Raw genomic sequence first — 14673 nt, 5'->3', positions numbered from 1 at the left:
TTTTCCAGTTGGCATCAGTTTAGACTTCGCCAATAATTTCTGGTTGAGTCAGTTCATCGGACATCTCGATAATTGCCCTTAGCACTGGCTTCATCATCATATCATCCGCATTATCAAAGTCTTCATAACGCCGACGCTTAGCGCGATTTGCCACTTGAACTGTAATGCGGTAGCGATTTGAGGCTGCACTAATCAGATCCTCAGCCCGGTGCATAATCTGAGATTGAGTTGTCTCGAACTTAGAACGCTTTAGCATAATTACTGGTTCAGTGAAGTCATTCTCTTCAGTTTAGCAGCACCAACGCGTTTACTGCCGCTTGTTGAGTTGCTAGTAACCTCTCTATTGATAGAGGCTGATAGTTTTTTGTCACTCTATAAATATTTTGTAACATTAAACCAATAACGTTATCTCATGCCTGACCTTGTTGAAACTGCTGTCAACGCTGGAAATTTCAACACGCTGGCGAAGGCTGTTGAAGCTGCCGAACTTGTAGAAATTCTTAAAAGTCCCGGTCCCTACACAGTCTTTGCACCCACTGATGACGCATTTGCCAAGCTACCGCCAGGAACTTTAGATTCATTGTTGCAAGACATCCCCAAATTGAAGAAGATTCTCATGTATCATGTTGCTAACGGAGATGTTAGGTCTGACGACTTGATCCAAATAGACCATGCGGAAACGCTAGAAGGGTCAATCGTAGCGGTTGATTCTGCTGATGGCAAAGTGAAAGTAAATGACGCCAATGTCGTGAAAACCGACATTCTTACCGATAACGGTGTGATTCACGTTATTGATGCAGTGTTGATGCCTGCGATCGTTGCTGGGAAGTAGGAATTATACATTCTAATTGTTGTGGGGCAAAGATCCTGGTTACCCTAAAGTAGCAAGGGCGGGCAAGATGCCCACCCCACAAAACTAGTCAAACCATCGCTGAAATATGCAATGCAATTTGTTGAGTTACCCTACACCCATCCGTGACAGGTTAAGTTGAAGAAGGCAGCAGGAGCTGAAGGAACAATTGGTTGGGGTTCGCACCCCAACCAATTGTAGGCAACGTATAGACAGTGGGGTTGCGCGACCCTTGTTTTCCCGGTACAGGGCAGAGGGTAGGAAGCAGTATTCCCTTCTGCCTCCAGCAAAGCTGCCCTCTGCCTTTGTTGATAAAGTGCTTTTTGTCAATCAGTTAAAATTGCGATGTAGGTTCTTTTTTCAAAAATTAAATAGGATTCCTATAATGGAGCCATAGACAAAACAATGAGTAATCTGCTTTTGTCAGTACCAAAATTTACTAACATGGATCTTTCCGATGGAATTTTTATTATCGAGATGTAAATTTTTGGAGAAATACCTATGACGATATCGACTCCAAAACTTGATAGTCCTCGGTTCAAATGGTGGCATGCAGCGCTTTTTTGGGTGGTTGTGAATGCATGCAGTTTGCCTTGGCCTTGGCGCGAAGAGCTTTTTCCAGGGTTTCAGGCTGCGCCGCTCCGACCCCCGGGCGCAGTTTTTCCCGTCATCTGGTTTATAATTAACGTCTGCGCCTTAGCGGCGGGTCTGCGCATCCTAAACCGACCCGATACACCGCGCCGTTCGACTCATCTTAAGCTTCAAGGAGCGTTCTGGTTTATCTTCGCGATTTTCCCGTTTTTTACTTTTGGGTTATCGAGTCCGATCGTCGGGGGCGTGTTGACGCAAGCGATTTTTGTTATTGCGCTGGCAGAAGTGATCATGCTTTGGCGTGACGAAAGGATGTCGGCTTATCTGCTACTTCCGTTACTGGCTTGGGGTGCTTTCGCGGGAATATGGGTTTCCACCTGGCAATATTTGCACAATCGGGACCCATGGCTCGGCACGCCGGCGTTGCTCCCCTAGCATGAGCTCCGCTTGATGTATCGGCTAGAATCAAACGATTTTTTTGTATGTTTTGCCCTATTTAAGTTGCCAAAGTCTTTTGTAAGAAGAATCAAATACAGACAGGAAGAGGCGAGCGACGCTCGCCTCTTCCTGTCTAGCCATGCACTATTATCATTATCATTAAGAGCATTTTCAGTATTTTAACTGATTGGCAAAAGGCGCTTTATCTTAAACTTTCACGGATGCCCTACACCAACGATGCAGCCAGTGCGTGGGGGAACACTGAAAGTGAGATGCTTAGCCTCAACACTCCACTCCACCTCAGCAGCGCCATATAGGAGTTTGTTCGGTTGAGTCCTCAAACTTGCTGCATCAACATTCCCTTTTGCCGATGCAGTCCCAGCATTAACCGCAACAATCAATTCTTCTGTTCCCAAAACTCGCGCAAAGATGTAAAGTTCTCCTTGAGCATATAAGACTTTATAATCACCCGTACGCAAGCAAGGGTAAGCGTGACGTAGAGCAATTAATTCGCGGTGAGTTTTGAGAATCTCCCTATCCCAAGCAGTTTCTAGTGGAAAACCACGACGCGAGTCTGGATCTAAAGCTCCTGGTAAACCAACTTCATCACCATAATAGATACTGGGGGCACCAGGAAAGGTGAGGAGCAGTAAAGTTGCTAATTCCACACTCGCTTTATCATCCCCAGCAATAGTCAGCAACCGTGCTGTATCGTGACTGGCGAGCAAATTTAATTGAGTCAGCCCAATTTCCCAAGGGTAAAGTTGCAGAAGTTCTTGGATTTTGTGAGCATACTCGGTAGCAAACAACGGTGGGTAGGGTTTGTAGTCGCGGCTTTGCACTTGATCCATGACAACGCGATCGCCTGCGGCAAAAGCGATAGTTGGTCCTGCAAACAGATAATTCATCACCCCGTCAAATTGAGTCCCATCCAACCACTCACGGGAATCTCCCCAAACTTCGCCGACAATATAAGCATCGGGATTAATTGCTTTGACTCGCTGACGGAACTCTTGCCAAAAACCAGGAGTTTTAATCTCAAAAGGCACATCTAAACGCCAACCGTCAATGCCGAATTTAATCCAATATTCGGCAATTTCCATAATATATTCCCGCACCTCAGGGTTATCGTGGTTAAATACTGGCAGCGCTCGATTTCCAGCCCAACCCTCATAATTGGCGGGATACTCACCGTTGTAGGGAGAAACGGGCCAATCATGAATTTTGAACCAATCCACCCAAGGTGAATGGGGACCATTTTCCAAAATGTCGTGGAAAAAGAAAAAGCCCCGACTGGCGTGGTTAAACACCCCATCCAAAACAACTTTGATGTTCCTTTGATGAGCTGCGTCTAGCAATTCCTTGAAAGCCGGGTTCCCTCCCAGCATCGGATCAACTTGATAATAATCATGCGTATGGTAGCGGTGATTGCTAGCCGATTGAAAGATAGGGGTAAAGTAAATGGCATTAATTCCCAGATCCTGTATGTAGTCTAACTGCTCGATAATGCCCCATAAATCCCCTCCCTTATAACCTTGGAGTGTTGGCATAGCTTCCCAATCTTCCCAACGAGCAGTGCGTAAAACCTGTTTACGCGGTTGTTTGCTTTTGGCAAACCGATCTGGAAAGATTTGGTAGAAAACAGCGTGTTTAACCCAGTCTGGTGTGTGAATCTGCATGAATTACTCTGTATCTGTCCATCGCAATAGTTGCAGATCCCAGGTTCTTGCGGCTCTCACTTGTGGTAGAAAAAGTGACTGCTCATCGCAATACTACCAGACTACTACCGCTACTTTAGAATTGTTAAGTCAGATAATAATATCGCCTGCATCACAGTAGTTGCTACCTGCTAACATCGAAATGGCAGAAAATTTATCGACCTGCTGAGGCGGGTTTTGTTATGAGTCAGGAAAACATTAACCAACCCCGCTCGATCCCCCGACCAGTTCCCCGACCAGAAAGGGGTTCCCGACCAGAACGGAACTTCCAACAAGACTGGGACTCAGGACCAGAACCGGAACCAGTATTTGGGCAACACATCCGCCTGTTGGATGTCAACAAACCCGAAGGACGTGTCATTTGTGAGTGTTGGCATTGCACGGAAGGCGTGTTGATTCAGCACCAACGAGAGCCACAACAAGAAGAAATCAGGGTCACTTGTCCCCATTGTGGTAAGGTGGCGATTAAGTTACAGGTGGCAAAGATTCTGTCGGTGAATGCTATTCCATCACCTTGGAAGTGAGCGTACTAATTTTTGTCTAATTGCTTGAGCAAACTCAACAGATTCAAAGAATCCACCACGCACACACATTCAAGCTTTAGCTTTTCTCCAGAGTCACACCTAAAATAACGCGGCACGATGGTAGCCCCGTCAATTTATTGCCGGGCAGCTGGTTTAATACGGGTGATCAACCAAGCCAATCGGTGTTTGCTCTGTTTCATAGTTTCCAAAGTTTGTTAGCAGATTTAGCTACGATTGTCAGAAACCCCACGCCTAAAGGCGGGGGCTTGAAAAAAGCCTTAATCTGACCAGCTTAAGTACTTTGAGTACTACGTTAGAGACAAGAGTTTAAGACCTACCAAGGAATGCTCCCGCTAGTTCCTTGCTCTAGAACCAAACGATTAAACAGGCTTAAAGGGCTTCCCCGGCGCGAGGATTTTGGTGAAAAGCATATACCACAAGCAAGGGGTACAGCATACTGTACCCCGATAAATGACTTCTATTGCACCAATTGAAAACGGCTATATTCTGAGTTCTGCATTCTGTGTCCTCAGTTCTCAATCTAACTGCTAGGAGTGGACTTCTGTAAATTTGCCGGAATCTGTTTTGGTACAGTCCAGAAGTAAACTGTTCTGCCATCCACTTGCTCGACTTTGTCAGCTTTCCAGTCGCCCATGTCAAAAGCGTGCGACACGATACGAGTACCTGGTGGGAGTTTCAATAGCTTTGGACGCAACTTGAGATTGAGTTCGGGTAGCAGGTAAAGGGTGATCACTGTTGCATCGCTAAAGTCACTTGTAAACAAGTCTTGTTGGAGAAACTGCACCTTGCCAGTAAGCCCTGCTTTTTCAGCGTTTGCGTTAGCCTCTTGAATGCGTTGTGGGTCAATATCTATACCAACAGCCTTCTTGACTTTATACTTCTGTAGTGCGGCGATGGGAATCCGTCCATCCCCACTGCCAAGGTCATACAGAACATCATTTTTGCCAACCTTCGCAATTGTCAACATTCTATCGACAACTTCCGGAGGTGTTGGCACGTAGACGACATCGGGCGTACGTTGTGTAGGTTGAGTTGTGGGCGTGGTTCGCTGCTGCACTTCCACAGTGGAAGGAGATGCTTCACCTTGTTGTGGAGAACTTGCTTGCTGAGTCGGAGTGCAACCAACCAGCATCAGGCTACCTAAACTTACTGTTGCAAATAAAACCTTTAACATTGCCTGTAATTTCATGACATCTTTCTCCATGAATTAAGGATTTGTGGAAGTGGTTCGTTGACGGTTGAGGAGCAGTAAAGGAATACCTGTTAAAAGAACTACCACACCAGTGATACCTCCGATACCTGCATAAGTGAGACTGGAATATAGCAGGTAGCTACAGGTAGCACAAAACAGTAATGGTGTCCAGGGGTAAAGAGGTACACGGAAAGGACGGGGTACGTCTGGCTCTCGGGAGCGTAGCACCAGCAATGCTACCCCAGAAAGTAGAAAAAAGAACCAAAATACTGGCGCTGTATAGTTTACCATCGTTTCAAAGCCTTCGCGAGGAGTTAAAGCACCAAGTACCACCAACGCCAAGGAAATTGCCCCCTGAACCAGTAAGGCATTTTTTGGGGTACCAGTACTCTCTTGCCAGCGTCCCAGGAATGAAAACTTGCGAAAGTCCCGTCCTAGAGCGTAGTTCGTACGCGCACCAGTAAAGATGGTAGCGTTGACTGCACCTAACGCTGAAATCGCAATTAAGAAGCTCACGAATCTTGCTCCGTTTTCTCCAACAGCGCGACGCATCAAATCAGCTGTTGGTGCTTCCGATGAAGCTAAACCTGCAACTCCCAAACCGTAAATGAATGCCAGGTTAATCAACAGAAAAATCGCTGTGATGATGGCAATACTTCCTAACAAGGCGCGTACCATGTTGCGTTTGCCATCCCGTACTTCTGCTGAAATATAGGCAGCTTCATTCCAGCCACCATAAGTTAGCAGCACATAAATCATTGCCTGACCAAATGCTGTCTTTTGAGTAGCCGCAGTCGTTATCTGTTGTGGTACTTGTACGGCAAAAGCAATACTGACAATAACTATCAACAGCAAACCTAGCACTTTTGCTGCTGTAAGCCAGTTCTGAGTCCACTTCCCTTGCTGCACCCCTAGAACGTTTAAAGCTGTCAAGCAAACGACTACACCTGCGGCGTAAATGGCTGAAGAGTATTCTCCGATAGGGAGCAACTGAGCAGCATAATCTCCAAACACGAAGGCTGCTAGGGCAATGGAACCAGTTTGAATGACGGTCATCCGCGCCCAAGCAAACAAGAAGGCGGGACCTTTGCCAAAGGCACGCATGAGATAGTGGTAAGTTCCCCCAGCATCGGGATACGCGGTTGTCAATTCTGCGTAGCACAGAGCGCCAACCAAGGACATCGCTCCACCTAGTAACCACGCCAGTAGTGCAAAGACTGCACTCTGTGTGTTTTGTGCTACGACGGCTGGTGTCTTAAATATGGCTACGCCGACTACCATGCCTACAATCAAGGCAACTGCGTCGATGGTTGAAAGCGTAGGCTTCGGCACTGTTACTTTTGTTGCCATATGGTAAATCACCTGGAAATTTTTTGGTCATCCTCCAGGAGGAAACAACCTTAAAGCTTAAGATGCTGTGGAAACACTTTCAATCTGCACTAGGTATAGCAAAACATACTCCTGTTTTCCAGATATCTTTGGGCGATGAATTTCAATTACATTTTTTATCTTTTGTTAATGCTAGAAATATACTTTATAAGTCAATACGCATCAGTTGAGGCTTATTTGTGACAATTCCACGCAAAGAAGGTAAGCTCACATTTTGTACCAAGAAAAATTAATGCTTTTGAATCACTCAGTATTAAACCAAAAGACCTTTATTTAGCGAAAAAAAACAATAAAAATAATGTAGCTTATGAGTGCATCTTTTTTGCTTCTACTGATTTCTACCGATAGGTGCAAGAGCTGAGTAAGGCTACGTCTCTACATAGGTCATAAGGTGCTGCGAACCATCGTATGTGAACCGTATTGCTTTATAAATTGGCAGTGAAAGTTTTATAATTTTTTTTTATTAGAGGCTATTGACTAATCGGCTGATCGTCGTCATTTGGATGATTTTCAGCAGATTTATCTGTTTGTAGCTCGTCACAAACAATGACAAACTCAGTCTTTCTATTAGACTTACCACCCCATTGATCCAAAACATCTTTAATCAACACTTCTTGCACCCAAATCTTAGCCACAACAGTTAGGGGTAGCGCTAGAAACAAGCCTAAAAAGCCAAAGAACGTCACAAAAAATAACTGGGAGATTAAGGTGATCGCTGGTAGCAGCGACACTTGATGCGCCATGACGATCGGTGTGATGAAATTGCCCTCACTTTGTTGGATGATAAAGTAGAGAACTAACACAGCAAGGACTTTCCAGGGAGCATCCAAAAAAGCGATCGCCATTGCTGGTATCACACTTAGCGTCGGACCAAGATTAGGGATCAAGTTTAAAAATCCCGCCAAAACTGCTAAAGCCAGTGCTGAACGCACGCGCAAAATTGATAAGCCAATTAAACTCATCAGTCCCACTGCACCCATGGCGATGGAAGCGCCTGTGATCCATCCCTCTAATGACACCTCGCATTGATCCAAAATTCCATCCACTCGCCGCCGATAAAACGAGGGAAACAGCCGCACGAATACTTTGCGGTAAGCTTGGGGATCGGCAAGGAACATCCCTGTTAAAACTAATACTAGCAAAACCTTGAGGAGAACTTCCAAAGAGCCAGAGACAAAGGCGAAAGAGCTTCCCACTGCACGATTTATAATCGGCTGTGCTTGTTCGCTAAGGCTGTTGATATCAGGTATGTACGGAGTCAGCTGGCTGGGAACACGAGTTCTCAATTCGTCTAACCAAGTATTAAAGCGCTCCAAGCCTCTGGGAACCTGTTTTGTAAGTTCTTGAAACTGATCTGCAAAAGGGGGCACAATCAGCCAGAAAAAACCGACAATTAAAGCTAGAAATATAGTTACCGAAAGGAATACAGCAAATCCACGCTTCATTCCTGAGCGCTGGAACCGTCGAGCTAGCCGATTTAAGGTAGTCGCTAAGACAACTGCGGCAAATATCAGCAACAGGACTTCCCGAATCTGCCACAGAATGTACAAAGAAATAACTATGGCGATTAAACCAATCCATTGACCTAGATTCACTCCCTGTCTCCCGGCTGTTGATGAGCTGCTATTTCCTCTTAATGCAGCTAGGTTAGCTGATTCTAGCAATTTCCGCCTAGTTATTTTTAATTTATTTTGCTGTCGTTGCGATTCGCCACAGTAAAACACTTGCCATAATTAAAGTCGGTAAAAAAACGATAATCAGGGCGTTTGTCGCTGTCGCTGGAATAGATAAATTTGGCAGAACGTACTTAATCAAGACCGAGAGTCCAGCCGAGAGTAGAAACACTTTTAGAACAAATCCAAGCTGATTTTGCATACAAGTACGGCAATTCCCATTCATCTGGGGGGTAGGTACGAAATAGAAGAATATGTCTCATTCTTTAAAATAAATTCAAGCAGACCAACAGACAACACTCTGCTTGTACACCGTCATGATTTACTTGCCAGTATCGCTCCTGCTATTTCTGGTGTTGTTACTGCTACTACCTTTTCTTTGGTTTGTTGTGGCAGTAGACGTGGTGGAAATTGCAGTTGCAAAATTAGGGTTTTCCCCGTCTATCGCGATTTTATTATTTACACTCGTGATATTGACCAGTACCATCAATATCCCTTTGTACCGCACTCAATCCTTTGTGGCGGTGGCAAATAATTTTGTGGATTGGTCAAGGAAATTTTGGAGCATTCCCTTCCCAAGACTACAGCTTTCTACTGTGGTAGCTCTTAATGTAGGGGGAGGCTTAATTCCTGTATTGTTAGCACTTTATCAATTTACTCAAGCAAACGCTCTAGCTATTTTGGTAGTGACAGCTATTGTCACAATTGTTAGCTACTATGCAGCGCGTGTTGTACCGGGAATAGGCATACAAATGAACCCGTTGCTAGCTCCCTTGACTGCTGCCCTATCTGCAATGTTATTCGCCGCAAGCCATGCTGCTCCTGTTGCCTTTGCTGGCGGTGTTCTTGGAACCTTGATTGGTGCTGACTTGCTGCATCTCCAGGATATTCAAGCCATGAGTTCAGGGGTACTAAGTATCGGTGGTGCTGGCGTGTTTGATGGTATTGCTTTATGTGGTTTATTTGCTCTTTTATTAACATGAAATAGTCATTGGTCATTTGTAAAAACGCAGGACAAATGACCAATGAAAAATGACAATTTTTTGGAGGGTACATCAAAAAATGCCAGTTGAAACTAATAACAATAAACGCCAAATCAAACAGCCGAGAATACGGCAGTTTGGTGGTAGCTTGCTCATTCTGTTGACCCTTCTTTTTCTTTTGAACGCGATTGTTCCCAGCTTTTTTGGTCCCAAACTGCCGCAAGTTCCTTATAGCGATTTTATTGCTCAGGTACAAGCAGGTAAAGTAGATCGGGCTGTTGTGGGGGGCGATCGCATTGAGTATTCCATCAAAACCCAAACTCCGGACGGTAAAGGTGCTGAACAAGTCTTCGTAACCACACCGGTAGCGCTCGACCTCGATTTACCCAAAATTCTCCGCGACAATAACGTAGAGTTTGGTGCACCACCGCCAAACCAAAACGGTTGGATCGGCACTCTCCTGAGCTGGGTTGCACCACCATTAATTTTCTTTGGTATTTGGGGCTTTTTGCTCAATCGTCAGGGGGGTGGTCCTGCGGCGCTGACAGTTGGTAAAAGTAAGGCTCGCATCTACTCCGAAGGCAGCACTGGTGTAAAATTTATCGATGTTGCTGGCGTAGATGAAGCAAAAGCCGAACTAGAAGAGATTGTCGATTTTCTCAAAAGTGGTGAGAAATACACCCGCTTAGGAGCAAAAATTCCCAAAGGTGTGTTGGTGGTAGGACCTCCAGGAACGGGTAAAACACTTTTAGCCAAGGCAATTGCCGGTGAAGCTAGTGTTCCCTTCTTCAGCATCTCTGGTTCCGAATTTATCGAACTTTTTGTTGGTGTCGGTGCGGCCCGAGTCCGCGACTTATTCGAGCAGGCAAAACAACAAGCTCCCTGTATCGTCTTTATTGATGAATTAGACGCACTAGGTAAGTCTCGCGGTGGTGCTGGTGGATTTGTAGGTGGTAACGATGAACGCGAACAAACCCTCAACCAGTTACTCACCGAAATGGATGGTTTTGATGCCAACACAGGCGTGATTATCATCGCCGCCACCAACCGTCCCGAAGTTCTCGATCCAGCATTGCGCCGTCCTGGCCGGTTTGACCGTCAAGTTGTTGTGGATCGTCCTGATAAAATTGGTCGCGAAGCCATTCTCAAAGTTCATGCTAGAAATGTCAAATTGGCTGATGATGTGGACTTGGCAACCATCGCCATCAGGACGCCTGGGTTTGCTGGCGCAGATTTAGCTAACCTTGTCAATGAAGCTGCACTCCTCGCTGCACGGCAAAATAGGCAAGCAGTGATCATGGCGGATTTCAACGAAGCCATTGAGCGTGTTGTTGCTGGTTTGGAAAAACGCTCTCGCGTCCTTAATGAAACTGAGAAAAAGACCGTGGCTTATCACGAAGTTGGTCACGCCATCATCGGTGCTTTGATGCCTGGAGCTGGTAAAGTCGAGAAAATCTCCGTTGTACCTCGTGGCGTTGGTGCTTTGGGTTACACAATTCAAATGCCCGAAGAAGACCGCTTCTTGATGATAGAAGACGAAATTCGTGGTCGCATCGCTACCCTGTTGGGTGGACGTTCCGCAGAAGAAACCGTCTTTGGCAAGGTGTCCACTGGTGCTAGTGACGACATTCAGAAAGCTACTGACTTAGCAGAACGTTATGTCACCTTATATGGTATGAGCGATGAACTTGGTCCTGTTGCCTTTGAAAAAGTCCAACAGCAGTTTCTTGATGGTTACAGCAACCCCCGCCGTCCTGTTAGCCCGAAAGTGGCAGAAGCAATTGACCGCGAGGTGAAGCAAATAGTGGATAATGCCCACCACATCGCTTTAAGTATTCTGCATGAAAACCGCGACTTACTGGAGCAAACCGCAGAAGAACTGTTGCAAAAGGAAATTCTTGAGGGCGCACAACTGCGGGAACACCTTAACCAAGCTAAAGCACCAGATGAACTCAATGAATGGTTGCGGACTGGTAAGTTATCGGAAGATAAGCCCTTGATGCAAAGTTTGCTAGTTTAGGAATTTTGCAATAATTGAAAAGCGATCGCTCTTTAGGAGGGCGATCGCTTTTTTATATAAGAAGTCCAATCTTGTGATTCCTGTTAAATATCTGATCCCGTCTTGGAACCTATTTATTGATAAAAGTAGTAATGGGTGATTGTCTGATCGCTCGTCAAGGCGTTGCACTCGCTTGCAATCATGCATTAAATTTTTGTTTGTTTGCTTCTTCCTGTTCTGCTTGTTGAGTCGTTGGTTCTGCATCCGTGGGTCTTTGGACAACAACCCCTAGCAAAACAGTAGCAATGCCACTGACGCTACCACCAACTTTAGCATTAATAACGCCTTGGGTAGTGAGGACAGTGGAAACACCTGCAACAACACCTAAGACAGTGCCAAGTAAATCAAGTTGATTTTTGTTGAGTTTCATAGTAGATAATCGAGATTAGTTAGAGTGTGCTGATAAAAACAGACATCAAGTTATACCAATTCTCTATGAAGTTGAGCTTAATTCGACCCCCCTGTAGTCCCCCCAAGGCATCGGGGGGACGCCAAAGGCGGGGGTAATTATTAAGCGCCTTGTTACAGAGAATTAGTATTAATAGGTGAGAAGAAACCCACCTATTAACTTGAGCTAAAGGTTTAGCTTGTTTGCGTTCCTTCTGATTGTTAATAGTGGAGAGTGAAATGAACTTATGCACAAAGGCGTAGCGGGAAAGCGGTTATTTTCCTAACTCCGCTGCCAAATTTTAATCGTCTTATCCAAACTCCCACTTACTAAAAGTTCCCCCGAAGCAGTAAAAGCTAATGCTGTTACTGTGTGGGTATGACCTGTAAATGTAGCCAACAGTTCACCCGTTTCTACATGCCACAACTTAATCGTTTTATCAGCACTGCCACTGGCGATCATTTGTCCATTAGGACTCAACGCAACGGCATACACTCCATCCCTATGTCCGTTGAGTGTGTGAAGCAATTCTCCTGTTTCTAAATGCCAAATTTTAATTGTTTTATCGCGACTACCACTGACCAAAATCTTTCCATCTGTACTGACAGCCAAGGAACGAACAATATGGGAATGACCTGTAAACGAGTGTAGTAACTGCGGCTCGAAAGTTGCTGTCCCTCTGGGTCGAGAAATGTGCCAGACTTTGATTTTGCGGTAACTCCCTGTAACTAAAGTTTGCCCATCTGGACTTAAGGCAAGTGAATGAGCAGCTGTATCTTCTAGGGATAAGGCGGTAGCAACCTGACGCTGCATCAAGTCCCAAAACATAATTGTTCTGTCATCTCCCCCAGTTGCCAACATTCGTCCATCTGGGGTAAAAGCAACGCAGCGCACCATCCCATTATGCTTGTGCAAAATATCAATCAAGTCTTGTGCCCCCACGTGCCAAAGCTTAATTGTGGAATCTGCACCAGCACTGACTAAAGTTTGCCCGTCTGGACTGAAAGCAAGGGAATTTACTTCATCTACTAGCCCGGATAAAATCCAAGGATGTTCTGATAATGTCGCGATTAACTCACCTCTGGTCAAATCCCACAGCTTTGTCTCTCCACGACTACCACTTGCTACAACAGGAGAGGCGTTGCCGTTGTTACCCCTGTGACAGAAGGCTAGGCAATTAATTCCCCTGGTATGCCCTTTTAAGGTTTGCCAGCATTCCCACTCACCTACTATTGTCTTGAGCGGATGGTCTGATGGCATCTGAGTTGTCTGTGTGCTGACAACCTCATTCAAGACTCGCTGTGTATCTTTTTTAGTATTTAGTGATTCTAAATACCAACGAAATCCCCCCGCATATAATAACTGGCTTGGCATAATGTAGAATTTTGGTTCAGGAAATTCAATTTGATTGCTAGGTAAAAACCCTGCAATTACTGCTTGTTTTTCGTAACCTCTTTGACCAGTAAATGGATAAAACAAACATAGAAAAATAAAAACTTCGTGATTTTTCAAATCCTCTTGTGTGACAGACCATCTAACTTTGTCTTTCTTGATACTGTTAAAACTTTCTCCATCCGTAACGTAAACTTGAATACTAACTTTTGGATTATTGGCAAGTATGTAGGAAAATTTGCTTTCGCCACGCAAATTTCCCTCATCATCTAGAACCATGTTGTTCAAGGTATCTTGTGCCACTTTTTTAACCTGTTTGCCCCAGCGATCGCTCATCACTCGGTCAACGATTTGCTCTCGCAAAAGATAATCTTCCGCTTGCTGCTGGAAGTATCTTGGAAAGGGGATCGCCCAGTCAGGAGGATCAGGATATTCGGGCGGTGTCGGAGGGGGATTTTTGGCAATAATTTCTGCTTGTTGGCGAGCAATCTCCAGCACTTTTGCCAATGCTTCACCCCAAAATGCCATAATTTCACTATGGCAGCCTTTGACTTGACTTTCCAGCAAAGATAGATCGTAAGTCTTGGGCTTTTTTACTCGTTGAAGGAAATCAGCTTGTTGAGCTTTTAGTAAGCTAATCCAATCCATTTGCATTCCTGCGGCGCAGCATTGCATACCTACATTAAGTTATGCCAAGGCAATTGCTCAAGTGAGTGTATCAACTTTAGTTATTTAAGAAGCCAGTCATCCCAGTAGTTAATGTAACACAAGGATTTGTGTGCCACCGAGCGACCTGTCCTTGGACATGGTCAAGTGATGACATAAGCTTGTTTGCCTTAAGAAAATTAAGATGATAGTGGATGATTTTAACTAACTTACAGCACAAGATACTGTTTCACCAGAAGCAGTTTTGCTGGAAATTGTGGTCAGATTTTAGGAAATCTTAGAGTTACTCCTGTCACACCCTAAGATTTCCTATTAACGAACGGCATCAGATCAGCGTGTCCGTAGAACATAGACGCATGATTGACTTTTTACTTGAATCAGTTCAGCTGTTGATAATCTGCTCCACTGAAACAGAAACATCAGGGAATGCAAGCGGTTGAATTGTTCCCTTACTAAGTGTGACTTTTGCAGCGTACTCTCCGTCTAAAGGTTCTCGAAACACCCCTAAGTGTAGCTTTTTGAGGTTGACAAGCCAATATTCTGGAATACCGACTTCTGCGTAGATTTTGCTTTTTGTTTCTAAATCTTTCTCTAAACTGGAGTTAGCATATTCAATGAGCCAGAAGATATTTCCTGGATAGGGGTGATGCTCTCGATACTCACGCCCTAAGCGTTGGACAATAGCAATATCTGGTTCGGGTTGCGAATCGTTGGGCAAAGTGATAGGCTTGGCTTGACCGGAAAACGAGACGCAAGCCCCTGGCTTTAGACATGGGGATAAGTCGCCAG

The 14673-nt window shown here is 45.0% G+C and carries 14 protein-coding genes; 5 read left to right on the top strand and 9 right to left on the bottom strand.

The annotated features are described in order from the left end of the window. Positions 1-19: 19 nt before the first annotated feature. Positions 20-256 (bottom strand): DNA-directed RNA polymerase subunit omega, encoded by a 237-nt coding sequence (locus tag AACT52_RS39965; RefSeq protein ID WP_073635652.1) that lies wholly within the window; start codon positions 254-256, stop codon positions 20-22. 156 nt (positions 257-412) lie between these two features. Between AACT52_RS39965 and AACT52_RS39960 the strand changes: the two genes are divergently transcribed. Both AACT52_RS39960 and AACT52_RS39955 read left to right on the top strand, forming a co-directional pair. Next, positions 413-832, top strand: coding sequence for a fasciclin domain-containing protein (locus tag AACT52_RS39960; protein ID WP_073635651.1), 420 nt, complete (start codon positions 413-415; stop codon positions 830-832). Between the two features lie 519 nt (positions 833-1351). After that, positions 1352-1876 carry a tryptophan-rich sensory protein gene (locus tag AACT52_RS39955; RefSeq protein ID WP_073635650.1) on the top strand — a complete coding sequence of 175 codons (525 nt, stop codon included), beginning with the start codon at positions 1352-1354 and terminating at the stop codon, positions 1874-1876. A gap of 218 nt (positions 1877-2094) precedes the next feature. On the opposite strand, the gene AACT52_RS39950 is transcribed toward AACT52_RS39955, so the two are convergent. Further along, positions 2095-3558 carry a glycoside hydrolase family 13 protein gene (locus tag AACT52_RS39950; RefSeq protein ID WP_073635649.1) on the bottom strand — a complete coding sequence of 488 codons (1464 nt, stop codon included), beginning with the start codon at positions 3556-3558 and terminating at the stop codon, positions 2095-2097. A gap of 221 nt (positions 3559-3779) precedes the next feature. On the opposite strand from AACT52_RS39950, the gene AACT52_RS39945 reads away from it, so the two are divergent. Then, a complete protein-coding gene (locus AACT52_RS39945) occupies positions 3780-4121 on the top strand; it encodes a hypothetical protein (protein WP_073635648.1) in 342 nt (113 codons plus the stop codon). Between the two features lie 541 nt (positions 4122-4662). Here the strand turns inward: AACT52_RS39945 and AACT52_RS39940 are convergent. From AACT52_RS39940 to AACT52_RS39925, 4 genes are all read right to left on the bottom strand, one after another. Beyond that, the gene (locus tag AACT52_RS39940) at positions 4663-5331 is read right to left on the bottom strand and encodes a methyltransferase domain-containing protein (RefSeq protein ID WP_073635647.1); all 669 of its coding nucleotides are present in this window, start codon (positions 5329-5331) and stop codon (positions 4663-4665) included. Positions 5332-5349: 18 nt separating this feature from the next. Then, positions 5350-6684: an APC family permease gene (locus tag AACT52_RS39935; RefSeq protein WP_073635646.1), complete on the bottom strand. Its 1335-nt coding sequence runs from the start codon at positions 6682-6684 to the stop codon at positions 5350-5352. Between the two features lie 509 nt (positions 6685-7193). After that, positions 7194-8318, bottom strand: a complete 1125-nt coding sequence (locus AACT52_RS39930) for an AI-2E family transporter (RefSeq protein WP_073635645.1) — start codon at positions 8316-8318, stop codon at positions 7194-7196. A gap of 91 nt (positions 8319-8409) precedes the next feature. Then, positions 8410-8598 (bottom strand): hypothetical protein, encoded by a 189-nt coding sequence (locus tag AACT52_RS39925; protein WP_073635644.1) that lies wholly within the window; start codon positions 8596-8598, stop codon positions 8410-8412. A 115-nt stretch (positions 8599-8713) separates the two neighbouring features. Between AACT52_RS39925 and AACT52_RS39920 the strand changes: the two genes are divergently transcribed. Both AACT52_RS39920 and ftsH read left to right on the top strand, forming a co-directional pair. Further along, positions 8714-9379 carry a DUF1614 domain-containing protein gene (locus tag AACT52_RS39920; protein WP_073635643.1) on the top strand — a complete coding sequence of 222 codons (666 nt, stop codon included), beginning with the start codon at positions 8714-8716 and terminating at the stop codon, positions 9377-9379. 79 nt (positions 9380-9458) lie between these two features. Next, a complete protein-coding gene (ftsH, locus tag AACT52_RS39915) occupies positions 9459-11399 on the top strand; it encodes an ATP-dependent zinc metalloprotease FtsH (RefSeq protein WP_073635642.1) in 1941 nt (646 codons plus the stop codon). 178 nt (positions 11400-11577) lie between these two features. Here ftsH and AACT52_RS39910 read toward each other — a convergent pair whose 3' ends face one another. From AACT52_RS39910 to AACT52_RS39900, 3 genes are all read right to left on the bottom strand, one after another. Further along, entirely contained in the window at positions 11578-11808 is a 231-nt protein-coding gene (locus AACT52_RS39910) for a hypothetical protein (protein ID WP_073635640.1), read from the bottom strand. Between the two features lie 300 nt (positions 11809-12108). Continuing rightward, positions 12109-13866: a WD40 repeat domain-containing protein gene (locus AACT52_RS39905; RefSeq protein WP_073635638.1), complete on the bottom strand. Its 1758-nt coding sequence runs from the start codon at positions 13864-13866 to the stop codon at positions 12109-12111. A 400-nt stretch (positions 13867-14266) separates the two neighbouring features. Further along, a partial coding sequence (locus AACT52_RS39900) for a Uma2 family endonuclease (RefSeq protein ID WP_143172966.1) occupies positions 14267-14673 on the bottom strand: 407 nt, incomplete at its 5' end.

This window comes from Scytonema sp. HK-05 (assembly GCF_963872035.1).
Classification (GTDB): domain Bacteria; phylum Cyanobacteriota; class Cyanobacteriia; order Cyanobacteriales; family Nostocaceae; genus Kalymmatonema.
Note: the sequence above shows the minus strand (reverse complement) of the source record. Positions and strands in the feature narration are given on the sequence as shown.

Coding starts and splice junctions, on each gene's coding strand:
- AACT52_RS39965 (WP_073635652.1), bottom strand. CDS start 256: ATGCTAAAGCGTTCTAAGTTCGAGACAACTCAATCTCAGATTATGCAC.
- AACT52_RS39960 (WP_073635651.1), top strand. CDS start 413: ATGCCTGACCTTGTTGAAACTGCTGTCAACGCTGGAAATTTCAACACG.
- AACT52_RS39955 (WP_073635650.1), top strand. CDS start 1,352: ATGACGATATCGACTCCAAAACTTGATAGTCCTCGGTTCAAATGGTGG.
- AACT52_RS39950 (WP_073635649.1), bottom strand. CDS start 3,558: ATGCAGATTCACACACCAGACTGGGTTAAACACGCTGTTTTCTACCAA.
- AACT52_RS39945 (WP_073635648.1), top strand. CDS start 3,780: ATGAGTCAGGAAAACATTAACCAACCCCGCTCGATCCCCCGACCAGTT.
- AACT52_RS39940 (WP_073635647.1), bottom strand. CDS start 5,331: ATGAAATTACAGGCAATGTTAAAGGTTTTATTTGCAACAGTAAGTTTA.
- AACT52_RS39935 (WP_073635646.1), bottom strand. CDS start 6,684: ATGGCAACAAAAGTAACAGTGCCGAAGCCTACGCTTTCAACCATCGAC.
- AACT52_RS39925 (WP_073635644.1), bottom strand. CDS start 8,598: ATGCAAAATCAGCTTGGATTTGTTCTAAAAGTGTTTCTACTCTCGGCT.
- AACT52_RS39920 (WP_073635643.1), top strand. CDS start 8,714: ATGATTTACTTGCCAGTATCGCTCCTGCTATTTCTGGTGTTGTTACTG.
- ftsH (WP_073635642.1), top strand. CDS start 9,459: ATGCCAGTTGAAACTAATAACAATAAACGCCAAATCAAACAGCCGAGA.
- AACT52_RS39910 (WP_073635640.1), bottom strand. CDS start 11,808: ATGAAACTCAACAAAAATCAACTTGATTTACTTGGCACTGTCTTAGGT.
- AACT52_RS39905 (WP_073635638.1), bottom strand. CDS start 13,866: ATGGATTGGATTAGCTTACTAAAAGCTCAACAAGCTGATTTCCTTCAA.